Genomic DNA, 22,752 nt, shown 5'->3' on the forward strand with positions numbered 1-22,752 from the left:
CGGCTGTCTCAACCGGCCGTCCCTTCGGTTACAGTCTTGAACAACGCGAAGGTCCACCGCATGCCGGGGGTCCTCGCGACAAACGCACCGGCGCGCCATCGAGCGCGTGTGCCGGTGCCATACCGCTCATCCAGAGGGGCAGAGGGACACGGCCCGTTGAAGCCCCGGCAACCCTCCAGTCGGTTCTCGCACGCGCGGGGCCCCGGCTAGGGAAGGTGCCAATTCCGTCTCATGGCGAAGTGCGCCATGGGGAAGATGAGGAGAAAGGGCCTCGCCGTCATGGCTGCACAGACTGTCGCCACCTCTGCCGCTTCTGCCACTTCTGGCTCCCACACCGCCGGATCCGTCGATCTCGGACCCGCCACCAGCCTTTCCTGTCGTGAGTGCGGTACCCGCTTCGAGCTCGGCCCCATCTTCGCCTGCGCCGAGTGTTTCGGTCCGCTGGAGGTGGCCTACGAGCTGCCGACCGGCGACCCGGAGGCCCTGCGCGCGGCGATCGAGGCCGGCCCGAACAACATCTGGCGCTACGCGCCGCTGCTGCCCGTCCCGGCGGACGTGGCCGGCAAGCCGAACCTGAACCCCGGCTTCACCAAGCTCGTGGACGCGGCGAACCTGGCCAAGGAGCTGGGCGTCACCGGCAAGCTCTACGTCAAGGACGACTCCGGCAACCCGACGCACTCCTTCAAGGACCGCGTCGTGGCCATCGCCGTCGAGGCCGCCCGCGCCTTCGGCTACACCACCCTCTCCTGCTCCTCCACCGGCAACCTGGCCGGCGCCGTCGGCGCCGCGGCCGCCCGCGCCGGCTTCCGCTCCTGCGTGTTCATCCCGCACGACCTGGAGCAGGGCAAGGTCGTCATGGCCGGTGTCTACGGTGGCGACCTGGTCGGCATCGAGGGCAACTACGACGACGTCAACCGCTTCTGCTCCGAGCTCATCGGCGACCCGCTGGGCGAGGGCTGGGGCTTCGTCAACGTGAACCTGCGCCCCTACTACGGCGAGGGCTCCAAGACCCTGGCGTACGAGATCTGCGAGCAGCTCGGCTGGCAGCTGCCCGACCAGATCGTGATCCCGATCGCGTCCGGCTCGCAGCTCACCAAGATCGACAAGGGTCTGCAGGAGCTCATCAAGCTCGGCCTGGTCGAGGACAAGCCCTACAAGATCTTCGGCGCCCAGGCCGAGGGCTGCTCCCCGGTGTCGACGGCCTTCAAGGCCGGCCACGACGTGGTCCGCCCGCAGAAGCCGAACACCATCGCCAAGTCCCTGGCCATCGGCAACCCGGCGGACGGCCCGTACGTGCTGGACATCGCGCGCCGCACCGGCGGCTACGTCGAGGACGTCACCGACGAGCAGGTCGTCGCGGCCATCAAGCTCCTGGCGCACACCGAGGGCATCTTCGCCGAGACCGCGGGCGGCGTGACCGTCGGCGTGACGAAGAAGCTCATCGAGAACGGGCTCCTCGACCCGTCGCTGACCACCGTGGTCCTCAACACCGGTGACGGCCTCAAGACCCTGGAGGCGGTGTCCGGCACCGGCCAGACCGCCACCATCCGCCCGAGCCTGGACGCCTTCCGCGCCGCCGGCCTGGCCTGACCCTTCCCCCGCACTACCCGGAAAGGCGGTAGCGCCATGAGCGTCAACGTCCGCATCCCCACCATCCTGCGCACCTACACCGGCGGCGCCGCCGAGGTCCCGGCCGAGGGCGCGACCCTCGCCGAGGTCATCGACTCGCTGGAGGCGAACCACCCGGGCATCGCCGCGCGCGTCCTGGACGACCAGGGCAAGCTGCGCCGCTTCGTGAACGTGTACGTCAACGACGACGACGTGCGCTTCGAGGGCGGCCTGCAGACGGCGACGCCGGACGGCGCCGGCGTCTCGATCATCCCCGCCGTGGCCGGCGGCTGCTGATCCGAAGAATCTGAATTGCCCCCTCCGCTAAAAGCGGAGGGGGCAATTCTGCTTGATTGGGCGCGGTAGAGTTGGGGAAGTCCCCTCCGCTGTTCTTGCCCGCCGCATATGAACGGGTCGCGAGAGGGTTGACATTGAGTCAACATGCGCGTGCCTTTTGGGGCATTGGTGCGGCTTGTCGGGCCCGAGTTGCCCTGGAATAGGCCAACTTTTCAGTCCATTTCCGCGTTTGCGCGTGTCCAGATTTCTCGTCGGAATGACCTGTTGCAGACAGCAGCGGTGCAGATACATTCAGCCCCGGTCGAGGCGTTCCGGCGCAAGTTCTGACCCGGGTCCGCGAAGTGCGGACCTGCGCAAGGGCCAGTAATAGGGGAGTTAGGCATGGCTCAGGGCACCGTCAAGTGGTTCAACGCGGAGAAGGGCTACGGCTTCATCGCGGTCGACGGTGGTGCGGATGTGTTCGTCCACTACAGCGCCATCCAGATGGACGGGTACCGCACCCTTGAAGAGGGTCAGCGGGTCGAGTTCGAGATCTCGCAGGGTCAGAAGGGTCCGCAGGCTGACATGGTCAAGCTCGCGGCCGGCTGAGTCGAAGCGCGATCGGCCACCGACGCACGCGCCAACACGTGAGGGGCCCACATCCTGGACGGGATGCGGGCCCCTCACGTATGTGCCGGCCCGGCATGACCCGAAGCCGCTTGCACTCGTGGGGGCCGAGTGCTAATCATTGGCGTTAGCACTCTCCGGGTGAGAGTGCTACAAGACGAGGACCGGGTCGGTGAGGCCCGCAGGGTCCGGCGGGAAGGAACCGCCGGGTCGGCAGGCCGTCCGTCGCGGGCGCGGGCGCGGTCCGGAGCAATCCACCCTCCCCTCACGTCTGGTGACGTAGGGGGAACCCCAGTCCTGGAGGACCACTTCAGATGGCCAAGATCATTGCGTTCAACGAGGAGGCCCGGCGCGGTCTCGAGCGTGGCATGAACCAGCTCGCGGACGCCGTCAAGGTCACCCTTGGCCCCAAGGGTCGCAACGTCGTCCTTGAGAAGAAGTGGGGCGCGCCCACGATCACCAACGACGGCGTGTCCATCGCCAAGGAGATCGAGCTCGAGGACCCGTACGAGAAGATCGGCGCCGAGCTGGTCAAGGAAGTCGCCAAGAAGACGGACGACGTCGCCGGCGACGGTACGACCACCGCCACCGTCCTCGCCCAGGCGCTCGTCCGCGAGGGTCTGCGCAACGTGGCTGCCGGTGCCAACCCGATGGCCCTCAAGCGTGGTATCGAGAAGGCCGTCGAGGCCGTCTCCGCCGCCCTGCTCGCCCAGGCCAAGGATGTCGAGACCAAGGAGCAGATCGCTTCCACGGCCTCCATCTCCGCCGCCGACACCCAGATCGGCGAGCTCATCGCCGAGGCCATGGACAAGGTCGGCAAGGAAGGCGTCATCACCGTCGAGGAGTCCCAGACCTTCGGTCTGGAGCTGGAGCTCACCGAGGGCATGCGCTTCGACAAGGGCTACATCTCGGCGTACTTCGCCACCGACATGGAGCGTATGGAGGCGTCCCTCGACGACCCGTACATCCTGATCGTCAACTCCAAGATCGGCTCGGTCAAGGACCTGCTGCCGCTCCTGGAGAAGGTCATGCAGTCCGGCAAGCCGCTGCTGATCATCGCCGAGGACGTCGAGGGCGAGGCCCTGTCGACCCTGGTCGTCAACAAGATCCGCGGCACCTTCAAGTCCGTCGCCGTCAAGGCCCCGGGCTTCGGCGACCGCCGCAAGGCCATGCTCGGTGACATCGCCATCCTCACGGGCGGCACGGTCATCTCCGAGGAGGTCGGCCTCAAGCTGGAGAACGCCGGTCTCGACCTGCTCGGCCGCGCCCGCAAGGTCGTCATCACCAAGGACGAGACCACCATCGTCGACGGTGCCGGTGACAGCGACCAGGTCCAGGGCCGCGTCAACCAGATCCGCGCCGAGATCGAGAACTCCGACTCGGACTACGACCGCGAGAAGCTCCAGGAGCGCCTCGCGAAGCTGGCCGGCGGCGTGGCCGTCATCAAGGCCGGTGCCGCGACCGAGGTCGAGCTCAAGGAGCGCAAGCACCGCATCGAGGACGCCGTTCGCAACGCGAAGGCGGCCGTCGAAGAGGGCATCGTCGCCGGTGGTGGCGTGGCCCTGCTCCAGGCCTCCTCGGTCTTCGAGAAGCTGGAGCTCACCGGTGACGAGGCGACCGGCGCCAACGCCGTGAAGCTCGCGCTGGAGGCCCCGCTGAAGCAGATCGCCGTCAACGGTGGTCTTGAGGGCGGCGTCGTCGTGGAGAAGGTGCGCAACCTGGCCGTCGGCCACGGTCTGAACGCCGCCACCGGCGAGTACGTCGACATGATCGCCGAGGGCATCATCGACCCGGCGAAGGTCACGCGCTCCGCGCTGCAGAACGCCGCGTCCATCGCCGCGCTGTTCCTGACCACCGAGGCCGTCATCGCCGACAAGCCGGAGAAGGCCGCCGCCGCTCCGGGCGGCATGCCGGGCGGTGACATGGACTTCTGATCGGCCCCTGGCTGATCGGCTGTTCTCGGACCGAGGGCGGCACTCCTTCTGCGCGAAGGGGTGCCGCCCTCGGGCGTTTCACCACCGGCCCGCCCTCCACCGCCGGCGGCGCAGCTCCTCGCGCGCTTCGCGGACGGCGCCGGCCAGCCCCAGGAGCACCGCCGCCCCGACCGCCACCTCCGCCGCGGTGCGCATACCCCGGGGGTGGAGGTCGCGTGCGAGCTCGGTGATGGCCTTGCCCCGCGGGTCGTACACCAGCGCCAGGGTCTCGCCCTCCTTCGCCAGCCGCGAGCCCGCCTCCATGTGGTCGGTGGGGCCCGCCGGGCAGGACAGGCGATGGTCGTAGGAGGTGGTGGTGGAGGTGGTCCAATGGCCGTTGGCGTCCATGGAGGAATCCGTCTTGGTGTGCTTGGTGACCTCCAGGACGACGCAGTCGACCTCCACGCCCCGGTCCGCCAGCACGCCGGCGTCCACGGCCGACAGGGTGAGGAAGACGCCGACGCCGGCCGGGACGGCGGACAGGGCGACGAGCAAGGCACCGCGCGACCCGGCGAGCGCGGCGTGTCCGCCGAGCAGGAGCAGGGGGAGCAGTAGCCCGGCGAGGAAGGTCAGCCAGCCGTTGAGGGAGCCGTAGGCCCACTCCCGGGCCACGCCGAAGGCCAGGGCGGCGGCCAGCGGTGGCACGCCCAGCGCCAGCACGGTCCGCCAGATCGCCCGCCACCATGTCCCCGCCCGGCCCGCCATGACGCCCCCCGTGGCTCGTCCGCCCCGGCTTCCAGGTAACCGCGCGGGCGGGGGTGCGTAAAGGGCGCGGACTCCCGGTGGACGCCCCGGCGCCGCGGAGCGCGATTTGGTTGACTGCTGGCATGACCGACGGGAAGAACGTGTTCATCAAGATCTGCGGGCTGAAGACCCCGGAGGACGTCGACGCGGCCGTGGCCGCCGGGGCCGACGCCGTCGGGTTCGTCCTCGCACCCGGCAGCCCCCGCACCATCGGCTCCGCCGCCGCGCGCGAGCTCGCCGAACGGGTGCCGGAGCGCGTGCTCACCGTCGGCGTGTTCCGCGGGCAGCCGCTGGAGGAGGTGCGCCGGCTCGCGGAGGAGAGCGGCGTGCGCGGCGTACAGCTGCACGGCGACGAGGGTCCCGAGTACTACGAGGCGCTGCGCGCGCCGGGCCGGACCCTGCTGCGGGCCACCGCCGAGCACGTCGCGCGCTGCGGCGAGTACGGGGAGGACCTGCTGCTGATCGACGCCCCCGACCCCGGCTCCGGCAAGCCCTGGAACTGGGGCTCCGCGGAGTTCACGGCGCCCGAGGGCCGCTGGCTGCTGGCCGGCGGGCTCGGCCCGGCCAACGTCCGCGAGGCCGTACGGGCCACGGGCGCCTGGGGGGTGGACGTCTCCAGCGGGGTCGAGCGGGAACGCGGGGTGAAGTCCCCCGAGCTCATCCGGGCCTTCATCGACGCCGCCTCGCAATCATACGATTACTCTGAGTGAGAACATGCGCGTGGCGGCCCGTACGGCGGGCAGGACAACCCCATGGAATCGGACACCTCCGGATGGCTGCGCCGCCTGACCCGCCGCCTCGTCCCCGCGGCCGGCGGCGGGGGCCTGCCGGTGTTCACGCCGCGCCGCGCCCCCGTCTTCACCGCCGACTTCACCTCCACCGCCCAGTGGGTGGCCGGCCGCTCCTGGGCCTATCCCGACGGCGGCCCGGTCAACCCGGGCGACAACAAGCTCGACCACCTCGTGGCGGACCCCGCCTACAGCCGAAGCGGCACCTTCCGGGCCACCCGCCGCCCCGACGGCGACTGGGACACCGGCCTGCTCACCACCGAGGGCAGTGACCAGGGGTTCATGGTCCGCACGGGGGACGTCCTGGAGGCCCGCGTCAGACTGCCGGCGGAGACGGGTGCCTGGCCCGCGATCTGGACCTGGCGGGACGGCGGCCAGGAGATCGACGTCTTCGAGTACCACCCCGACAACCCGGACCTGCTGGAACTCTCCAACCACGTCCGCGAGGCGCACCGCTACCACCGCGACCCGACGGTCAGGCCCGGCGGCTGGCTCGACCTGAGGGTGGAGTTCGGCCGCAGGTCGGTCGTCTGGTGGGTGAACGGCGCCCGCGTCTTCTCCGACGGGCGGGGCGTGGGCCGCGGCTGGCACGCGTACCTCATCGTCAACCTGTCGGTCTCCGCCGGGAGGTACCACCCGGCGCCGGGCCCGGAGCAGACGGAGATGTCGTACGAGGTGTCGGAGCTGCGCGTGTACCGGGGCTAGGCGGTGTCCTGACCCGCCCGGGCTCCCCGGGCGGTGGTCGGCGGGGCGGCCGATAATGGGTCGCGTGGACTCGCCCCGCAGGCTGAGCAAGGCGAACGCGGGCCCGGTGTTCTGGCCGTTCGGCGCACGGACGGCCGTACTCCTGGCCCCGCTGCTGCTGGTCGTCCTGGTGGTGGTCTGGGGCACCGCCCGGACCGCGCTGGGCGTGGCCTCCGTGCCGGCCGGGTGGGCGCTGCTGGGCATCGTCGGCCTGAGTCTGCTGCCCGTCCTGCTGCTGGCCCTGAGCAGCGCCGCCGCGGGCGGCGGGACGGTCGAGGTGGGCGCCGTCAAGATCGCCCTGAGTGCGGCCGCGGGTTCGCGGCCCGGCCTGATGGTCCCGCGCAACGTGGCCCCGCAGCCGGGGCTCTCCCTGGCCGACGCCGGCGGGGTCGCGGCCCTCGCCTCCCTGCGGAGCCTGCGCGGTGTCGAGGTGGTGGTCGTCGACCTGGAGGACGGGCACGCCTGGTGGGAGCACCGGCTGTTCCTGCTGTGCGCCGGCGCGGCCCGGCTCGGCCGGCCCTCGGTCGTCGTCTTCACGGCCCAGCGGCAGGGCAGGGCCGGGCAGTTCGTCGGCTGGGCCCGCCCGGCCGACCTCCTCGAACGCCTCCAGGAGGCGGATCCCGGCCTGGGCAAGGCGTACTTGCAGTCGTCCGGCCAGGCCGCCGGGGTCCGTCTCGCCGAGGCGTCGGGGCCGGCGCCGTCGGCGCGGCTCATGAAGGAGCTCGGCCTGGAGGGCATGCGGTACCTGACGCATCCGTCGCCGCGCGACGAGCTCAACCCGTTCCTGGAGGAACAGTTGCTGGCCCGCGGGGTGAGCGGGTTCGACAGCCTGCCCCACGAGCTCGACGTGCCCCGGCTGGAGCAGCTGTTCACCCCGGTCCTGCACACGAAGGCCCTGGACCGCACCGCCGACGACGCGGCCTGGCTCCGTGCGGCCCTCCTCGACGAGGACGACTACGTCGCCTTCACCGACGCGGGCCGCTACACGGGCATCATGTCGGGCACCGCCGTGGCCCGCGCCGCGCTCCTGGCCCTCCTCCCGCCGACCGCGGGGGCGTGAGGGGCCAGGGCGCCCGCGCGACGGGCGGGGGCGGGCTGGAGGGGCGGTCCCACCCCGAAGGGGTGATGATGATTCCATCGCCGGCTCCGGTCGACGCCCGGCATGAGTGCGGTACGCACCCGGGCATCCCGGCACTTCCCTTTCGGTGGATCCCATCGAGGTATTCGATGAAACCCAACGCTTTCGCCATCGCGGCCGCCTTGCTGTGCGGCCTCGTCATGACGGGCTCGACGCCCACCGCCTTCGCGTACGCGCCCGCTGCTCAGGGCCCCGCGACCGCGGCGAAGTCCCCCACCTGCCCCGATCCTCCGCCCGGCACGGGATCGCGGATCAGTGCCTCCGATGCCGGCGCGATGGTCCGTGCCCACAACGACGCACGCCGGGAAGCCGTCCAGAAGTACAACCCCGGGCTCGCCCTGGTCTCCCTCACGTGGAGCCCCAAGCTCGCCTGCGACGCGCAGGCCTGGGCCGACGACCCCGCCTCCAGCGAAGGCGGCGGGCTCCACCACAGCGACCGTGCCACGAACGGCAACGAGGGCGAGAACCTCCTCAACTCCACCGCTCCGGTGAATCCCCTGATGGCGGTGGACCCCTCGGTGAACTACAGCTGGATCGCCGAGAAGGCCAAGTTCGACGCCGATGGCAACGCCCCCGTCGACGGCAACAACTACAAGGTGTGGGGCCATTACTCCCAGATGGTGTGGATGTCCCCCCAGTCGCCCACCACCGCGGTCGGCTGCGGTGTGAAGGAGGGCGTGCCGACGAAGAACGGCACGGGCTGGATCCTGGTGTGCCGGTACGCCGCCGCGGGCAACATCACCGGCCAGCGGGCCATCCCGGCCGGCGGCCAGGTTCCACAACCGGTTCCACCGCCTCCGGCGCCCACCCTGCCCTTCCGCGGCACGAGTGCGGTGTCCCAGCGGGACGGTCACCTGGACGTGTTCTGGGTGGGGCCTGATGGTTCGGTGCGGTCGCAGTGGTGGGACGGGGGTGGAGCGAGTGGTGCGTGGGGTGCGCACGGTTCGTTCAACATCGCCGCTCCGGGCAGTGCCGTCCCGAGTTCGGCCGTCGCGTCCGTGTCTCAGCGGAACGGGCATCTGGACGTGTTCTGGATCGGGCCCGACGGTTCGGTGCGGTCGCAGTGGTGGGACGGTGGCGGTGCGAGTGGTGCGTGGGGTGGGCACGGTTCGTTCAACATCGCGCCGCCCGGTGCGGCTGCCACCGGTTCGGGCATTGCCGCCGTGTCGCAGCGGGACGGGCATCTGGACGTGTTCTGGGTGGGTCCTGATGGGTCGGTGCGGTCGCAGTGGTGGGACGGTGGCGGTGCGAGTGGTGCGTGGGGTGCGCACGGTTCGTTCAACATCGCCGCTCCGGGTGCTGCCGCAACGGGTTCGGGTGTGGCTGCCGTGTCGCAGCGGGACGGGCATCTGGACGTGTTCTGGGTGGGTCCTGATGGGTCGGTGCGGTCGCAGTGGTGGGACGGTGGTGGAGCGAGTGGTGCGTGGGGTGCGCACGGTTCGTTCAACATCGCCGCTCCGGGTGCTGCCGCAACGGGTTCGGGTGTGGCTGCCGTGGCTCAGCGGAACAACCATCTGGACGTGTTCTGGGTGGGTCCTGATGGGTCGGTGCGGTCGCAGTGGTGGGACGGCGGCGGTGCGAGTGGTGCGTGGGGTGCGCACGGTTCGTTCAACATCGCCGCTCCCGGTGCCGCCGCAGCGAGTTCGGGTGTGGCTGCCGTGGCCCAGCGCAACAACCATCTGGACGTGTTCTGGGTCGGCCCCAACGGCGCCGTGCGGTCGCAGTGGTGGGACGGCGGCGGTGCGAGTGGTGCGTGGGGTGCGCACGGTTCGTTCGACATCGCCCCGCCGAACAGCGCGGCCCCGCAGTAGCGTGCGGGGCCGGGCCGTCAGAGGGTCGTGATGAAGGTGACCCAGGCCGGCGAACGGAACACGAGGTGAGGACCGTCCGGGACCTTGGAGTCCCGGACGGGGACGACGTCGGTGTGGTCGTCACAGACCTCGACGCAGTCGCCGCCGGTGCCGTCGCTGTAGGTGGACTTGCGCCAGGTGGCCATTTCCAGGCAGTCGCCCCCGCTGGCGCCGCTGAAGCTGGACTTGTGCCAGGTGGCAGTGATGAGGTCGTACTCAGGCATTAGCTTCATGCTCGTATTCCTCCGCCACGGACTCGATCAGGGCTAGCGACTGCTGCGGTGACAGTGCACTGGCTGTGAGGAGATCGTAGGTCAGGGTGTGACGGGCGACGGTGGCTGGATCGTCCAACAGCAAGCCTATTGCGTTGCCTTGGACATACGCGAGGGGCGGGGCGTCCTCGAACGACATCAGCTTCAGGGTGCCGCCCATCGATGCGTGGGCACCCGCGCTGAACGGGAGTACCTGGACGACGATCCGGCAAGAGCGGATCAGCCGGGCGATGTGCCGAAGGGCCTCAGCCATGACCTCGGGGCCACCCACCACGCGCCGGAGCACGTTCTCATCTAGAACGCACCACAACATCGGCGTTGTCGGGTCCTTGAGCAGCGCGGCACGGTCCAGACGGTTCGCGACCAGCTCATCGATGACGTCTTCTGTGGCCGTCGGCTGGTAGGCCCGAAAGACCTGCCGGGCGTACCGCTCCGGCTGGAGTATCCCGGGCAGCGCCAGAGGCGCGTACTCCCTGATGGTCAGTGCTTCGGCCTCTACTTCAGCTGCTGCGGCGAAGTGGTTCGGGTACTTGGACTTGGCCACAGCCACGCAGTTGCGGGCGAAGAAGCCGTTCGTCCCGAGGATCCCGTCTATCGACGCGGCGAGTTCGGGGGTGATCCGGCGCGTGCCCGCCTCCATCTGGCCGACGTACGAGCCGCTCACGAACAGCTTCTCGCCCAGGCCGGCCTGGCTCATGGCGGAGCGTTCGCGGGCTACGCGGAGTTCGGCGCCCAGGAGGGCGCGGGGTGAGGCGGGGTCGAGTTTCTTTCCTGGCATGACAACTCCCGGTCCAACATCTGCGGTTGATGCGGTGGCCCACCTTGAAGGCTAGCGGGGGCGCCGCCACGCTGTGTAGAGGAGCTGAATACTCAGAGTGGAAAGGTGACATGTCATGGTGCTCACCCCGCAGGAGCGGATGCGGGCGGCCGAGGAGGCCGTGCGGCAGTTGAAGGAGTCCCTCGCCGGGGTCGGCGTCACCTTCCCGTCGCTGGACGTGGACGGGGTCTCGGCGGCGGGGACGTACGGGCTGCCGCTGGTGGACCTCGGCCGCTGCAACCTGGACACCGCCCTGCGGCTGGCCGCCGTACTGCACGAGCGGGCGGGCGCGTGAGCGAGGCGGTGGACGCGGCGCAGTTCGCCTTCGAGCTCGGCTGGAAGCTGCGCGGGCTGGACGCGGTCCTGGGCGGGGGCGACGGGTGGCGGCGCAAGGGCGCGGGGCTGTCCGTACGGGTGTGGCGGGACGGGGGCGACGGGCCGTGGACGGCCGTCGGGGACGACGGGGAGCGGCGCGAGGCGCGTACGGCCGACACGGCGGACGAGGCGACCACGCTCGTGCACGAGGCCTTCGGGCTCACGGCCTGGCGGCCGCAGCCGCCACCGCCGCCGGGGTGGCACCGGTTCACGCTGGTCCACAGGCCTGTGGACGACTGCCCGGGCCCGGACGACGCGCGCTACGCGCGGCTGCGGGCGCGGCCGCCCGAGGGGTGCGTGCCCGAGGAGGCGGGTGGCTGCTTCGCACTGCGCTGCGAGCGGCCGGGTGCGCGGCTGCTGGACGCGGTCGCCGCGACCTGCGCGGAGGTCCGGGAGGGGTACGGGCTGCTGATGGCCGACCTCGCCGTCGCGCGGCTGGAGGAGTGGGCGGCGGACGGGAGCGACGGCTGGGGCGCGGAGATCGTGGGCCAGCTGCTCTTGATGGCGGCCGAGCGGGGGCCGAAGCTCGGCTACTCGGTGGAGGACCTCGTCCGCTTCCTGCGGACCGTCGCCGGGCCGGGCCGGTGAGGGTAAGGGGCGACGGGCGCCAGATCGAGCAGGACGGCCTGGACGAGCTGATCGCCGACTTCGACGGGGCCAACGGGTCGGCTGACCGCAGGCCGTGACGGCGAAGCGCGCCGAGCTCACCGGTGGGGCCGGCTGCTGCTGGTGGCCGCCGTGCGCGAGCCGCGGCTCAGTTGGTGATGCGTTCGCCGTCGTGCTCGCCGCCCTTGCAGTTGTACACGCCGGTCGCGGTGTCGTACTCGACCATTCCCCCTGCGGACTCGCACGTCGGTCCTGGAATGGCCGGTAGGGCCGCCTGCGCGACGGGGACTGCGGCGCCGAGGGCGGCCAGTACGAGGGCGGCGGCGAACGCGAGGATTCGGACACGCATGGGAGCTCCTCTGGGGCGGGTGACACCAACACGTCACCACCAGCCTCCCTCTGCGGCGCGTCGTGCGCACCCTCGGGGGGCGCACAGGGGGGCGCACGAGGGGCGCCGCCCGCGGTCGAGCGGCAGGCTGGTGTTATGGCCAGCACGCCCGAGGTATCCGTAAGGGCGCCTGATGACCTGTGCTTCCGCCAGGTTTTGGTAGACGGCAGGCGCGTGGGCAAGGCCCGGTCCCTCAAGGAACTCCTAAGAACCCTGGACCATGCCGGTGTGGAACCGGGGTGCGAGATCCACTGGCTCGGCGGGGACATCGATGTCTGGCCGGACCAGGCGTGGTTGCGACGGGGCTTGTGCTTCTTCATGGCCGCCGGCCTCCTCGCGACGGCGGTGCCGCTCTTCCGGATCGGAATATCGGACAGCGGCTCTGCGGTGACGTACGGGGGGCGGATCGCGGGGCTCACCATCCTTGTCGTGGCCGTGGTGGAGGTGCTGGCCGTCGTGGCCGCCCTCGACTACTGGGGAAAGCGGCGGTGGCCTTACTCGGGGGTGGTCGTTCTGGTCGGAGTCGTCATCACCCTCCTCTGCAGCGCAGCCCTCCTTTTGCTGCAGATCGGCGAGCGATTCAGCATTTACACCGTGGTCGGGATGACCCTCGGCGTCTGGTCCCTGATAGCCCTGTTGGGACTTTTTGAATGCGGGGCGTGGAGGGGGCTCCGCGTTCCCAGGAAAATCGCGATCGGGGTGGTTATCTCCACCCTTCTCGCCGGCGCCAACTTGGCGTATGCGCAGATCTATGTCCCCTGGGTGACGACGCCGCTGATCCAGAGCGGGGCGGAGTTCAGGGATTCGAGCATGGAAAAGGGGGCGAAGGGGGTGTACGTGACGGTCCATCTGTACGTGAAGAACGCCGGTCAGGTGCCCGTCTACATCCTTGGCAGCATCTACTGGATCCATGGCGTAGCCGCAAACAACAAGCTCGACCGCAAGCCTGCCGCAAGCGAGCTGATCTATGACGGCGACTTCGTCGAGCCGGTCGGCCGCGTACTGAATCCGGGGGAAGAGGTCGCCCAGGATGAGGTCATTGAGATAACGGGTACCGATCCTCACCAATATGAAGCGATCAGTGCCCGGGCTGAGGTGTACGTGATCAGGAAAGACAGAATGAAGTTGCCCTCGGAATATGTGGACTCCAGGGCGGAGGGGGGGACGCTCAAGAAGGTCTGCCAGGAGGGAGATCTCGCCCCCGCCAAGTACAGATACCAGTCCAGGATGTCGAACAGCAGTGAAATCCTGAACGTGACCCGCGGTCCACAGCGCGTCACCCTGTGGAGGCTGGGCGGTAAGAATCCGCGCGTCATTGTCGATGTGTCGCCGCCGGATAAGCGGTTTGAGTACGATCCCCAAAACCCCCACGCGAACGACGCGGCCAGTCAGCGGTACGGTCTCTCGCCGGTGCGCGGCGCCGTGGCGGAGATGCCCTACCGGGAGCTCCTGGAAAAGGCCAGTGCCACCGAGAAGGGCGCGACCCCGACCCCGGCCCGGTGACTCACACCACGGTCAGGTCAAGGCCGGTTCCGTCGTGGGTTCCGGGTGGGCCGTGGGCGTGGGCTGCGGGTCCGTGTTCAGGTCCGTCAGCATCTGGCGGGTGAAGCCGAAGAAGTACGTGGCCAGGAAACCCGTCAGATAGCCCGTCAGCAGGCCGCCCGCGTATACGGCGACGGTCGCCGCCATGCCCGACGTGCCGTCGAGGAGGGGGAACAGGGCCCAGCCCGAGGGGCCGATGGCGGTGGAGCCGAAGGCGACGCCCAGCTGGTTGAACAGGCCGATGAAGGCCCCGCCCGCCGCGCCGCCGAGGCAGGCGGTGACGAAGGGGCGGCCCAGCGGCAGCGAGACCCCGTAGATCAGCGGCTCCCCGATGCCCAGCAGGCCGGCCGGGAGCGCGGACCTGATGGTGGCGCGGAGCGAGCCGTTGCGCGGGAGGCGGCAGTAGACCGCCAGGGCGGCGCCGACCTGGCCCGCGCCCGCCATCGCGAGGATCGGCAGCAGGACCGTGTACCCGGACCGCTCGATGAGGGTGGTGTGGATGGGGATCAGGGCCTGGTGCAGGCCGAGCATCACCAGGGGGAGGAAGAGCCCGCCCAGCACCATCCCGGCGAAGGCGCCGCCGGTGGCGAGGAGCCGGTCGGCGAAGGTGCCGATGCCGGCGGAGACCGCACCCGCGACGTACATCAGGCCGAACAGGGTGACCAGGCCCGGGACGAGCACCGTGAGGGTGGGGGTGACCAGCACGTCCAGGGCCTCCGGGACCCGGCGGCGGCACCACCGTTCGACGCGGACCGCGAGCAGGGCGGCGGCGAGGGCGCCGAGGACCCCGCCCTGGCCGGGGGAGAGGTGCTGCCCGAAGGCCTCGATCTTCGCGACGCCGGGGAAGACGACGACGGCGGCGACCGCCCCGCCGAGGACGGGCGTGCCGCCGAACTCCTTGGCGGTGTTGTGGCCGACGAAGACGGCGATCAGGGACATGAACCCGGAGCCGATCGCGGTCAGCGCCGGGACCAGGGCGGGGACCCAGCCGAGGTTGGCGAGGAACCCGCCGAGGCCCGCGATGATCCCGCAGCCGATGAGGGCGGGGATCAGCGGGACGAAGACCGCGGCGATCCGGCGCAGGAACAGCTTGAACGGGGTGGCGTTGCGGGCCTTCCGGGCCTCCTTCAGCGCCGCGCCCCGGGCGGCCAGTTCCTCCGCCGTGACGGGCGTCGGCGACGCGGCCGGGGCGGGCCGGTCCGCTGCCGCGGTGACCGGCCGGGCCGTGGCCGCCGGGAGGGGCCGCGCGGGTGCCGTCGTACGCCCCTCGGCGACCAGGGCCTCGAACTCGGGCGTGACGCGGGCGACCGCGCCCGGCCCCAGCACGATCTGGTACGTGTCGTCCTCGACGACGCCCAGGACGCCCGGCACCGCCCTGAGCGCCGTGTCGTCGACGAGGGAGCGGTCGCGCAGGCCGATCCGCAGGCGGGTCATGCAGTGCGCGACCGAGGTGATGTTGTCCGGGCCGCCGACCAGCGGGAGGATCGCGGCGGCCGTCGCGCGGTTCTTGTCAGTGGGCATGGGTGCGTCGCCTTGCTGTGGGGGCGGGCGGAGGTCAGCGGAGTGCGGCGAGCGCCTCGCGGAGGTGGCCGCGGGCGGCGCTGAGGAGACCGGCGGCGGTGGGTCCGTCCACCCCGCCGAGGAGGACGAGGACCGCGTTCTTGACCTCGCCGCCGGTGGCGGTGAGCGCGGCCTCGATCTCGGCGTCCGGGGCGCCGGTGGCCAGGGCGACGATGCGGCGCGAGCGGGCGCGCAGCTTCTCGTTGGAGGCGCGTACGTCGACCATGAGGTTCCCGTACGTCTTGCCGAGGCGGATCATCGTCACCGTCGAGATCAGGTTCAGTACGAGCTTCTGCGCCGTGCCGGCCTTCAGCCGGGTGGAGCCGGTGAGCAGCTCGGGGCCGACGACCACCTCGATGCCGTGTTCGGCGGCCGCGGCGAGGGCGGATCCGGGGTTGCAGGACAGGCCGACGGTGAGCGCGCCGCGCGTACGGGCGAATTCGACGGCGCCGATCGCGTACGGGGTGCGGCCGGAGGCGGAGACACCGACGACGGTGTCCTCGGGGGTCAGGCCGAGGGCGGTGAGGTCCTCGGCGGCCAGCTCCCGGGAGTCCTCGGCGCCCTCGACGGCCTTGAGCAGGGCGCCGGGGCCGCCCGCGATCAGTCCGATGACCTGCGCGGGATCGGTGTTGAAGGTGGGCGGGCACTCGCTGGCGTCCAGCACGCCGAGCCGGCCGGCGGTGCCCGCGCCCGCGTAGACGAGCCGGCCACCGCGGGCCATCCGCTCGGCGACAGCGTCCACGGCGGCGGCGATCGGCTCCAGCTGCGCGGCGACGGCGGCCGGGACGGTGGCGTCCTCGGCGTTCATCAGCCGGGCGATCTCCAGCGTCGGGAGCCGGTCGATCTCCGCCAGTTCGGGGCGGAAGGCCTCGGTGGTGAGGGTGTCGAGCTGGGCGCGGAGGTCGGCGTACGCGGTCATGGGCGGGGCTCCTGCGGGCGGGGGCGCGGCGGCCCGGGGCGGTCCGGTGGGAGCCATGGTGCACCGGCGGGGACCGGTCGGCGGGGCGCCGGGCCGGGTGCGGGAGGGATCCCCTCCCCTTTTGGGGCGGTGAGGGGTCAAAATGAGCCCATGGAGCACGCGACCCCCCTGGAACAGGCGCTGCATGTCGCCCGCGCACTGGTTCTCGCCGATCTCGCCGCCGGTGAGGTCGCCGATGCCGACGTCGTCTCCCTCGTCGAGGACTCGGTCACGCACCGCCGGTGGTGGGTGGAGCAGTGGCCGGAGGGGGTCGACTACCTCGCCGGACTCGTCGCGCAGGACGTGAAGGACGCCCTGCTGGAGAAGTACGGGCGCTGGCCGCTGTGCCCGGTGTGCGAGCACGGGGAGCCGCACGCGCTGGACGTGGAGCCGGAGCTGGGGCCCGATGCGCACTGGGTGTGCTCGGAGGCGGGGGTGAAGGTGGCGGCGGTGGGTGGTCTCGGCCCCGTCTTCCACCCGGGCCGGTGAGCCGCCGGTGACGGTGTACATCGACCCGCCGGTGTGGCCGGGGCACGGCCGCCTGTGGTCGCACATGGTCAGCGACGTCTCGTTCGAGGAGCTGCACGCCTTCGCGGCGGGCGTCGGCTGCCCGCCGCGGGCCTTCGAGCGGGACCACTACGACGTGCCCTCGCACCGGTACGCGGACGCGGTGGCGGCGGGGGCGGTGGAGATCGGCAGCAAGGAACTGGTGCGGAGGCTGACGGAGGCGGGGCTGCGCCGCCCGAAACATCGCCCGCCGATGGCCTGAATGGCCGTCATCTCTCATGCTTTCAGGGCGATTTGCTGAACTAGGATGACCGCGGTTCGGCCACTCGTATCGGCATGAGGGGGATCGTGCAGCGGTCAGTGCTGTTCGTACACGGGACCGGAGTCCGCGAGGCTTCGTACAAGGAGACCTTCGGGGCGGTCCGGTCCCGGCTCTCGGACATCAGGCCGGAGCTGGAGGTCCGCGGCTGCTTCTGGGGCAGGGAGCAGGGCGCGGCCCTGGCGCTGGACGGGGCCTCGGTGCCCCGCTACCGGCAGACGCGCGGTGGTACGCCCGAGGACGATGAGATCGCGGTCTGGGACGTCCTGTACGAGGACCCCTGGTACGAACTGCGGCTGCTCGGGCTCCAGCCCGTGCCGGAGGCGGGCTTCGGCTTCGGGCTGCCGCCCTCCGAGGAGTTTCTCGCCGAGGTCACCGGCTACGCGCCGGGGCCCGCAGTAGTGGAGGCCTTCGCCGCGCGGGGTCTCGCCGAGGAGTTCACCGAGGCGCTGCGCGTCGTGGTGCGGGCGCCCGAGCTCCACGACGCCGCCGCCACCGCGGACGCCGACGGGACCGAGCACCGCAGGGCCGTGGCCCGCGCCGTGGTGGCCATGACCCTCGCCCTCGCCTTCGAGCGGGGCGGCGAGGTCTCCGGCATGGTGCGCGACGAGCTGCTCGCCGTGCTCGGTACCGAGCTGTACGCCGAGGGCCGGTCCGTCGGAGGCTTCCTCGCCAAGGCGCTCGCCCGGCCCGTGGGCTGGCGCGGCCGCTACCGGCGCGGGGCGTGGGGTGACGCGACCCTGCCCGCCATCGGGGACATCCTGCGGTACCAGGCCCGTGGCCAGGGCGTACGCGACCAGATCAAGCGGACCGTCGAGAACACGCCGGGGGACGCGGTTACTGTGATCGCGCACAGCCTCGGCGGGGTCGCCTGCGTCGACCTGCTGGTGCGCGAGCGCCTGGAGCGCGTGGACCAGCTGATCACGGTGGGTTCGCAGGCGCCGTACTTCTACGAGATCGGGGCCCTGGTCTCGCTCGAACACCCCGAGGCCCTGCCGCCGGGCTTCCCGGCGCGGTGGCTGAACATCTACGACGACCGCGACCTCCTCTCGTACCAGGCCTCGAAGGTCTTCCCGGGCCGGGCGGAAGACCACCGGGTCGACAACCGGCAGCCCTTCCCCTGGGCGCACACCACCTACTGGTCCAACCACGAGGTCTGGAACGCGGTCGACACATGGCTGAGCTGACGGTCCCCGACCCGGAGCGCGTGCACGCCCTGCTGATCGGCATCGAGCACTACCCGCGCATGCAGGGCGGAGAACTGGCCGGCGCCGCAGCTGATGCGATGAGGCTCGCCCGCTGGCTGCGCGGACGCGGGGTCCCCGCCGGGAACATCCGGCTGCTGCTGGCGCCACTGGCCGCCTCCTGGTCCGGTCTGAACACCCAGGCGCGGGAGCTGGGCGTCACCATCGAGCCCGTCATCTCCCGCGACCAGATCCTCGACAAGCTCGCGCCGTCGCCGACCGTGCCCGAGGGCGACGTGCTGTACGTGTACTGGGGTGGCCACGGCGAACTGGACCGGGGCGACCGCCGGCTCCTGCTCTGCCCGGACGCCTCGGACGCCGACCGGCGCTACCTGGACCTGATGGACCTGCGGGACTACCTGACCAGGCCGGACGTGGCGCGCTGCCGCAGACAAGTCTTCCTCGTGGACGCCTGTGCGACGTTCGTGCAGGCGGGCCGGACCGGACGAGCCGTCGCCGCCCTGCCGCCGGGCAACCGGGTGCCGGTGGAGCAGTTCATGCTGCTCGCTGCCGCGTCCGGTCAGGCGGCGACGCATCGCGGTGCCGCGCGGACCGGGGCCTTCTCGACCGCCGTCATGGACTGGCTGGAGGAGCGCTCGCCGGGCCTGGGCGCGGACCTCGACGCGCTGGTCGCGCACGTCAAGGAGCACTTTGCCGGGCACCGCCTGGGCAGCCGGCAGCTCCAGACCCCCGTCACCCTGGTGATCCAGCCGTTCGGGGGCGACGTGGAGATCTGGCAGCACTCGGCCGGTTCGTCCCCGCCGGACCGGGAGCCGTCGGCTCCGGCGGCGAAGCCGTCGCCGCCAGGTGGCGGCAGGACCGGCCGGGCGGGGCTGTGGGCGGCCGGGGGCGGGGCGCTCGCGCTGGTGGCGATGGTCGCGATCGTGGCGATGTTCCTGTCCCGGCAGGACGATTCCGATCAGCCGGACCAGGCGGCTGCGTCGGGCGCACCGGCGGTGGCGGCGGGCGCGTCGGCGCCCGGATCCGGCTCGCCCTCCCACGCGGTCAGCGGTGCCGTGCCGAGCAGCCCGGCGCCCTCGGGGGCGTCGACACCGCGGGCGCAGCCCGCCGGGGCGACTCCCGTGAGGGATCCGGAGTCATGTGCCGCCGCCTTGCCCGCCGACGCACCGAACGTGACCGAGAAGGCCTGCGTCGTGACGGAGGGCACGAGGGTGTCGATGCGCGCCTATGTCAGCGCCCCCACTCCGACCAAGGTGACCGTGTACGCCTGGCTGAGCCTGAAGGAGGGCAACAAGTACCTGTATCCGATCGGTGCGCCGAAGTCCTGGAACGTGACCGTCGGCCCGGATCCAATACAGCTGACGGAGCGGGTCGCCAAGTCACTCACCCCCGGCGTCGACTACGAGGTGCACGTCAGCACCAAGCTCCCAACTTCAAACCAGCCGAACGCTCAAAACAACCCGAACGTCACCGGGCACGGGCAGTGGTTCACGTACTGACGGCGTCCGCCGACGCCTGGCGGGCGGGCGAGCCGGTGACCACGCGGGTCGCACCCGCCCCCGTACGGCGGTCGATGCGCAGGGCCAGCAGGGTCAGGGCGATCGCGGTGGCGGTCATGGCGGCGCCGGCCCAGGCGGTGGCGGCGTAGCCGTGGCCGGCGTCGATGACGGCGCCGCCGAGCCAGGGGCCGCCGGTGTTGCCGAGGTTGAAGGCGGCGGTGGTGGTGGCCCCGGCGAGGGTGGGGGCGGCGCCGGCGACGTTGAAGGCGCGGGCGTTGAGGGCCGGGGCGGTGAAGAACGCCGAGACGCCGAGCAGGAAGGCGAGCGCGACGGCCGCGGCCTGGACGGAGGCCAGCAGGGCCAGGGCCGCGAGGAAGACGGTGGAGGCGGTGATGCCGCCGGTCATCACCGCGAAGAGACGGCCGTCGGCGATGCGCCCGCCCACGGTGGTGCCCACCAGCGCGCCGACGCCGAACAGGGCGAGGACCCACGGCACCCACGCGGAGTCGAGCCCGGCCACGTCCGTGAGCAGCGGCGACAGGTAGCTGAAGGCGCAGAACACGCCGCCGGCGGCGAGGGCGGTGACGGCGACGGCCAGCCACACCTGCCGGTCGCCGTAGATGCTGAGCTCGCGGCGCAGGCGGGGCTTCTCGGCGGGCAGCGGGATCTTCGGGATCAGGACCAGGATGCCCGCGAGGGCGACGGCGGAGGCCGCGCCGACGGACCAGAACGCCGAGCGCCAGCCGAACTGCTCGCCGAGGAAGGCGCCGGCGGGCACGCCGAGGACGTTGGCGATGGAGAGGCCGCCGATCATGACGGACATGGCGCGGGCGCGCTGGTCCTTGCCGACCATGGCGATGGCGACGGCCGCGCCGACGGCCCAGAACCCGGCGCAGGCGAAGGCCGAGACCACGCGGGAGGCGAAGAGGAACCCGTACGAGGGTGCCAGCGCGCCCGCGACCTGGCCGAGGCCGAAGAGGCTGATGAGCGAGATGAGGGTGGTGCGGCGCGGGAGGCGCAGGGTGGCGACGGCCAGCAGGGGGGCGCCGACGACCATGCCGATCGCGAAGGCGGATATCAGCAGGCCCGCCCGCGGGATGGAGACGCCCATGTCCTCGGCGATGGGCGGCAGGAGCCCGGACAGCATGAATTCGCTGGTGCCGAGGGCGAAGACGGACAGGCCGAGGACGTAGACGGCCATGGGCATGCGGTGGGGGCGGGACGGGGCGTTTGCTGAGGCTGCGGGCATGTTTCTCTCGAACCGGGCCGCGGAGGGCCGCATTCCCGGCCCACCTTGGCGTTTGTCAGGTCGGCGGTCAGGTCGGGGGGTCGGTCAGGCCGGCGAGCTCGTCGGCCAGGTTGCGGCGGGCGGGGGCCTCCCAGTGCGCGGCTCCGTACGGGGTGCGGAAGAGCCGGGGCAGGCCGAGGAGCTGGCGCAGGACGGCGGCGCGGCCGGTGCGGAAGGCGTCGTCCGGCACGAACCCGTACTCGGCGCGGACGGCGGCGGCGTAGGCGGCGTACGCGTCTGGGTCGCCGGCGAGGACGGCGAGGTCGGCGTCGCAGAGGGCCTCGCCGTTGGTGTCGCCGGGGGCGGGGTCGTGGGTGACGGTCAGCCGGACCAGGCGGGCCACTTCGGCGGTGCGGGCGGCGTCGACGCCGAGCTCGGGGAGGGCGCGCTCGGCGAGGGCGGCGCTGCGCTCCTCGTTCTCGGAGCGGTCGGGGCGGTAGACGGCGTCGTGGAACCAGGCGGCGAGCTCGACGGCGGTGGGGTCGGCGGCGTGGTCGGCGAGCACGTCGAGGCGCGCGAGGACGTCGGCCAGGTGGGCGGTGGTGTGGTAGCGGCGCTGGGGCTCCGCCCAGGCGGTGAGGAGGCGGTCGGCGTAGGGGGCGGGGTCCTGGCCGGCCCCTGCGGAGGCGGCGGTGGCCGCCCAGCGGCGGCGGAGCGCCGCGTCCGTCTGTTCGTCCGATTCCATACGGACATTGTGCGGGTGGCGTGATGGTGCTGGTGGTGCGCGCGTCGGGGCCCGTACCCTGGATATTGGACTAGACCTATTTTCCCTATGTTCCGAAGGATGGGATCACATGAGCAACCGTGCGCTCCTGGAGGTGATCGCCCTCGACGCGGAGGACGCGGTCGCCGCCCAGGCGGGTGGGGCGGACCGACTCGAACTGGTCACCGACATTGCCGCCGACGGGCTCACCCCCTCCCGCGAGACCTTCGCGGCGATCCGGTCCTCGGTCGACATCCCGCTGCGCGTGATGCTCCGCGGGACGGACGGGTTCGCGGCGGGTGACGTCGCCGGGCTGGTCAGGGCCGCGCGGGAGCTGCGGGCGGAGGGCGCGCAGGAGTTCGTCCTCGGGTTCCTGCACCCCGACGGCAGCCCCGACCTGGCGGCGGTCGAGGCGGTCCTGGCGGAGCTGGACGGCTGCCGCTGGACCTTCCACCGGGCGATCGACCGGGCCGCGGACCGGGACGGGCTGCGCAAGGCACTGGCCGACCTGCCGGGGCTGGACACGTACCTCACGGCGGGCTCGGCGGCCGGGGTCTCGGAGGGGCTCCCGGTCCTGCTGGCGGAGGCCGCACGGCGGGGCGAGCCGGGGTACGGGCCGCGGATCCTCGTGGGCGGCGGGCTGGAGCTGTCGCACGTGCCCGTGCTGAAGGAGGCGGGCATCGACGGCTTCCACATCGGCGGCGCGGCCCGTCCCTCCGGGTGGGACCGGCCCGTGTCCGCGGCGGCGGTCGCGGAGTGGCGGGCGGCGCTGGGGTAGCCCCTGCCCCGGCCGGGCGTTGCCGGGGGTCCCGCTGCGGGGAGCAAGCCCCGCGCAGCGGGAGCCGCCGGCTAGGGTCTGTCGTCAAAGTCCCGTCTGCCCCGCGACACCTGGCACGCACTCTCGCCGCACCGGGCGCAAGACCGAGTACGCCCAGTACGAGGTCTTGCGCCCGGCGCACCGAGAG

24 protein-coding genes and 1 riboswitch are annotated in these 22,752 nt (G+C 71.8%); of the genes, 16 read left to right on the forward strand and 8 right to left on the reverse strand.

The window, feature by feature from the left end; translation table 11 throughout:
• The first annotated feature begins 123 nt into the window (after window positions 1-123).
• Window positions 124-262: riboswitch (SAM riboswitch) on the forward strand.
• A gap of 17 nt (window positions 263-279) precedes the next feature.
• The 4 genes from thrC (at window position 280) to groL (ending at window position 4,445) form a co-directional block, all read left to right on the forward strand.
• Window positions 280-1,590: a threonine synthase gene (gene thrC / locus AB0F18_RS06700; RefSeq protein ID WP_362055683.1), complete on the forward strand. Its 1,311-nt coding sequence runs from the start codon at window positions 280-282 to the stop codon at window positions 1,588-1,590.
• Between the two features lie 36 nt (window positions 1,591-1,626).
• Window positions 1,627-1,905, forward strand: coding sequence for a ubiquitin-like small modifier protein 1 (locus tag AB0F18_RS06705; protein WP_045950714.1), 279 nt, complete (start codon window positions 1,627-1,629; stop codon window positions 1,903-1,905).
• Window positions 1,906-2,286: 381 nt separating this feature from the next.
• Entirely contained in the window at window positions 2,287-2,493 is a 207-nt protein-coding gene (locus AB0F18_RS06710; protein ID WP_008743607.1) for a cold-shock protein, read from the forward strand.
• 332 nt (window positions 2,494-2,825) lie between these two features.
• Window positions 2,826-4,445 carry a chaperonin GroEL gene (gene groL, locus AB0F18_RS06715; protein ID WP_007265555.1) on the forward strand — a complete coding sequence of 540 codons (1,620 nt, stop codon included), beginning with the start codon at window positions 2,826-2,828 and terminating at the stop codon, window positions 4,443-4,445.
• Window positions 4,446-4,523: 78 nt separating this feature from the next.
• Here the strand turns inward: groL and AB0F18_RS06720 are convergent, their stop codons facing one another.
• Window positions 4,524-5,189: a hypothetical protein gene (locus AB0F18_RS06720; RefSeq protein ID WP_362055685.1), complete on the reverse strand. Its 666-nt coding sequence runs from the start codon at window positions 5,187-5,189 to the stop codon at window positions 4,524-4,526.
• Window positions 5,190-5,311: 122 nt separating this feature from the next.
• On the opposite strand from AB0F18_RS06720, the gene AB0F18_RS06725 reads away from it, so the two are divergent.
• The 4 genes from AB0F18_RS06725 (at window position 5,312) to AB0F18_RS06740 (ending at window position 9,709) form a co-directional block, all read left to right on the forward strand.
• Window positions 5,312-5,938 carry a phosphoribosylanthranilate isomerase gene (locus tag AB0F18_RS06725; RefSeq protein WP_362055687.1) on the forward strand — a complete coding sequence of 209 codons (627 nt, stop codon included), beginning with the start codon at window positions 5,312-5,314 and terminating at the stop codon, window positions 5,936-5,938.
• Window positions 5,939-5,980: 42 nt separating this feature from the next.
• Window positions 5,981-6,721 (forward strand): beta-glucanase, encoded by a 741-nt coding sequence (locus tag AB0F18_RS06730; RefSeq protein WP_362055689.1) that lies wholly within the window; start codon window positions 5,981-5,983, stop codon window positions 6,719-6,721.
• Window positions 6,722-6,785: 64 nt separating this feature from the next.
• Entirely contained in the window at window positions 6,786-7,820 is a 1,035-nt protein-coding gene (locus tag AB0F18_RS06735) for a hypothetical protein (protein ID WP_362055691.1), read from the forward strand.
• Window positions 7,821-7,987: 167 nt separating this feature from the next.
• Complete coding sequence (locus AB0F18_RS06740; RefSeq protein ID WP_362055693.1) at window positions 7,988-9,709, forward strand: CAP domain-containing protein; 1,722 nt, start codon at window positions 7,988-7,990, stop codon at window positions 9,707-9,709.
• Between the two features lie 17 nt (window positions 9,710-9,726).
• Here AB0F18_RS06740 and AB0F18_RS06745 read toward each other — a convergent pair whose 3' ends face one another.
• The gene (locus AB0F18_RS06745; protein ID WP_362055695.1) at window positions 9,727-9,981 is read right to left on the reverse strand and encodes a DUF397 domain-containing protein; all 255 of its coding nucleotides are present in this window, start codon (window positions 9,979-9,981) and stop codon (window positions 9,727-9,729) included.
• Window positions 9,965-10,798, reverse strand: coding sequence for a helix-turn-helix transcriptional regulator (locus AB0F18_RS06750; protein WP_362055697.1), 834 nt, complete (start codon window positions 10,796-10,798; stop codon window positions 9,965-9,967). Before AB0F18_RS06750 ends, AB0F18_RS06745 begins: the two co-directional genes overlap by 17 nt.
• A gap of 115 nt (window positions 10,799-10,913) precedes the next feature.
• Between AB0F18_RS06750 and AB0F18_RS06755 the strand changes: the two genes are divergently transcribed.
• Window positions 10,914-11,132, forward strand: coding sequence for a hypothetical protein (locus AB0F18_RS06755; RefSeq protein WP_362055699.1), 219 nt, complete (start codon window positions 10,914-10,916; stop codon window positions 11,130-11,132).
• Window positions 11,129-11,800 carry a hypothetical protein gene (locus tag AB0F18_RS06760; RefSeq protein ID WP_362055700.1) on the forward strand — a complete coding sequence of 224 codons (672 nt, stop codon included), beginning with the start codon at window positions 11,129-11,131 and terminating at the stop codon, window positions 11,798-11,800. Before AB0F18_RS06755 ends, AB0F18_RS06760 begins: the two co-directional genes overlap by 4 nt.
• 166 nt (window positions 11,801-11,966) lie before the next feature.
• Here AB0F18_RS06760 and AB0F18_RS06765 read toward each other — a convergent pair whose 3' ends face one another.
• A complete protein-coding gene (locus tag AB0F18_RS06765; protein WP_362055702.1) occupies window positions 11,967-12,167 on the reverse strand; it encodes a hypothetical protein in 201 nt (66 codons plus the stop codon).
• Between the two features lie 135 nt (window positions 12,168-12,302).
• On the opposite strand from AB0F18_RS06765, the gene AB0F18_RS06770 reads away from it, so the two are divergent.
• Window positions 12,303-13,709, forward strand: coding sequence for a hypothetical protein (locus AB0F18_RS06770; protein WP_362055704.1), 1,407 nt, complete (start codon window positions 12,303-12,305; stop codon window positions 13,707-13,709).
• A gap of 12 nt (window positions 13,710-13,721) precedes the next feature.
• Here AB0F18_RS06770 and AB0F18_RS06775 read toward each other — a convergent pair whose 3' ends face one another.
• A complete protein-coding gene (locus AB0F18_RS06775; RefSeq protein WP_362055706.1) occupies window positions 13,722-15,269 on the reverse strand; it encodes a PTS transporter subunit EIIC in 1,548 nt (515 codons plus the stop codon).
• Window positions 15,270-15,303: 34 nt separating this feature from the next.
• A complete protein-coding gene (murQ, locus tag AB0F18_RS06780) occupies window positions 15,304-16,227 on the reverse strand; it encodes an N-acetylmuramic acid 6-phosphate etherase (RefSeq protein WP_362055708.1) in 924 nt (307 codons plus the stop codon).
• Between the two features lie 150 nt (window positions 16,228-16,377).
• Here murQ and AB0F18_RS06785 point away from each other — a divergent pair, with 150 nt between their 5' ends.
• The 4 genes from AB0F18_RS06785 (at window position 16,378) to AB0F18_RS06800 (ending at window position 19,796) form a co-directional block, all read left to right on the forward strand.
• Window positions 16,378-16,755: a hypothetical protein gene (locus AB0F18_RS06785; protein ID WP_362055710.1), complete on the forward strand. Its 378-nt coding sequence runs from the start codon at window positions 16,378-16,380 to the stop codon at window positions 16,753-16,755.
• 7 nt (window positions 16,756-16,762) lie between these two features.
• Complete coding sequence (locus AB0F18_RS06790) at window positions 16,763-17,035, forward strand: DUF4031 domain-containing protein (RefSeq protein ID WP_362055711.1); 273 nt, start codon at window positions 16,763-16,765, stop codon at window positions 17,033-17,035.
• An 86-nt stretch (window positions 17,036-17,121) separates the two neighbouring features.
• Window positions 17,122-18,279, forward strand: a complete 1,158-nt coding sequence (locus AB0F18_RS06795; protein ID WP_362055713.1) for a hypothetical protein — start codon at window positions 17,122-17,124, stop codon at window positions 18,277-18,279.
• On the forward strand, window positions 18,267-19,796 hold the full coding sequence (locus AB0F18_RS06800; protein ID WP_362055715.1) for a caspase family protein: 1,530 nt from the start codon (window positions 18,267-18,269) through the stop codon (window positions 19,794-19,796). The genes AB0F18_RS06795 and AB0F18_RS06800 overlap by 13 nt, the downstream gene beginning before the upstream one ends.
• Here the strand turns inward: AB0F18_RS06800 and AB0F18_RS06805 are convergent.
• Both AB0F18_RS06805 and AB0F18_RS06810 read right to left on the reverse strand, forming a co-directional pair.
• Entirely contained in the window at window positions 19,786-21,003 is a 1,218-nt protein-coding gene (locus tag AB0F18_RS06805; RefSeq protein ID WP_362055717.1) for a Cmx/CmrA family chloramphenicol efflux MFS transporter, read from the reverse strand. The genes AB0F18_RS06800 and AB0F18_RS06805 overlap by 11 nt on opposite strands.
• A 109-nt stretch (window positions 21,004-21,112) precedes the next feature.
• Window positions 21,113-21,769 carry a hypothetical protein gene (locus tag AB0F18_RS06810; protein ID WP_362055719.1) on the reverse strand — a complete coding sequence of 219 codons (657 nt, stop codon included), beginning with the start codon at window positions 21,767-21,769 and terminating at the stop codon, window positions 21,113-21,115.
• A gap of 109 nt (window positions 21,770-21,878) precedes the next feature.
• On the opposite strand from AB0F18_RS06810, the gene AB0F18_RS06815 reads away from it, so the two are divergent.
• Window positions 21,879-22,565 carry a copper homeostasis protein CutC gene (locus tag AB0F18_RS06815; RefSeq protein WP_362055721.1) on the forward strand — a complete coding sequence of 229 codons (687 nt, stop codon included), beginning with the start codon at window positions 21,879-21,881 and terminating at the stop codon, window positions 22,563-22,565.
• Window positions 22,566-22,752 lie beyond the last annotated feature (187 nt).

The organism is Streptomyces sp. NPDC029216 (genome assembly GCF_040648015.1).
Lineage (GTDB): Bacteria > Actinomycetota > Actinomycetes > Streptomycetales > Streptomycetaceae > Streptomyces.

Bases quoted from the DNA above. Each gene is read 5' to 3' on its own strand.
- thrC (WP_362055683.1), top strand. From the start codon at position 280: ATGGCTGCACAGACTGTCGCCACCTCTGCCGCTTCTGCCACTTCTGGC.
- AB0F18_RS06705 (WP_045950714.1), top strand. From the start codon at position 1,627: ATGAGCGTCAACGTCCGCATCCCCACCATCCTGCGCACCTACACCGGC.
- AB0F18_RS06710 (WP_008743607.1), top strand. From the start codon at position 2,287: ATGGCTCAGGGCACCGTCAAGTGGTTCAACGCGGAGAAGGGCTACGGC.
- groL (WP_007265555.1), top strand. From the start codon at position 2,826: ATGGCCAAGATCATTGCGTTCAACGAGGAGGCCCGGCGCGGTCTCGAG.
- AB0F18_RS06720 (WP_362055685.1), bottom strand. From the start codon at position 5,189: ATGGCGGGCCGGGCGGGGACATGGTGGCGGGCGATCTGGCGGACCGTG.
- AB0F18_RS06725 (WP_362055687.1), top strand. From the start codon at position 5,312: ATGACCGACGGGAAGAACGTGTTCATCAAGATCTGCGGGCTGAAGACC.
- AB0F18_RS06730 (WP_362055689.1), top strand. From the start codon at position 5,981: ATGGAATCGGACACCTCCGGATGGCTGCGCCGCCTGACCCGCCGCCTC.
- AB0F18_RS06740 (WP_362055693.1), top strand. From the start codon at position 7,988: ATGAAACCCAACGCTTTCGCCATCGCGGCCGCCTTGCTGTGCGGCCTC.
- AB0F18_RS06745 (WP_362055695.1), bottom strand. From the start codon at position 9,981: ATGAAGCTAATGCCTGAGTACGACCTCATCACTGCCACCTGGCACAAG.
- AB0F18_RS06750 (WP_362055697.1), bottom strand. From the start codon at position 10,798: ATGCCAGGAAAGAAACTCGACCCCGCCTCACCCCGCGCCCTCCTGGGC.
- AB0F18_RS06755 (WP_362055699.1), top strand. From the start codon at position 10,914: ATGGTGCTCACCCCGCAGGAGCGGATGCGGGCGGCCGAGGAGGCCGTG.
- AB0F18_RS06765 (WP_362055702.1), bottom strand. From the start codon at position 12,167: ATGCGTGTCCGAATCCTCGCGTTCGCCGCCGCCCTCGTACTGGCCGCC.
- AB0F18_RS06770 (WP_362055704.1), top strand. From the start codon at position 12,303: ATGGCCAGCACGCCCGAGGTATCCGTAAGGGCGCCTGATGACCTGTGC.
- AB0F18_RS06775 (WP_362055706.1), bottom strand. From the start codon at position 15,269: ATGCCCACTGACAAGAACCGCGCGACGGCCGCCGCGATCCTCCCGCTG.
- murQ (WP_362055708.1), bottom strand. From the start codon at position 16,227: ATGACCGCGTACGCCGACCTCCGCGCCCAGCTCGACACCCTCACCACC.
- AB0F18_RS06785 (WP_362055710.1), top strand. From the start codon at position 16,378: ATGGAGCACGCGACCCCCCTGGAACAGGCGCTGCATGTCGCCCGCGCA.
- AB0F18_RS06800 (WP_362055715.1), top strand. From the start codon at position 18,267: ATGGCTGAGCTGACGGTCCCCGACCCGGAGCGCGTGCACGCCCTGCTG.
- AB0F18_RS06805 (WP_362055717.1), bottom strand. From the start codon at position 21,003: ATGCCCATGGCCGTCTACGTCCTCGGCCTGTCCGTCTTCGCCCTCGGC.
- AB0F18_RS06810 (WP_362055719.1), bottom strand. From the start codon at position 21,769: ATGGAATCGGACGAACAGACGGACGCGGCGCTCCGCCGCCGCTGGGCG.
- AB0F18_RS06815 (WP_362055721.1), top strand. From the start codon at position 21,879: ATGAGCAACCGTGCGCTCCTGGAGGTGATCGCCCTCGACGCGGAGGAC.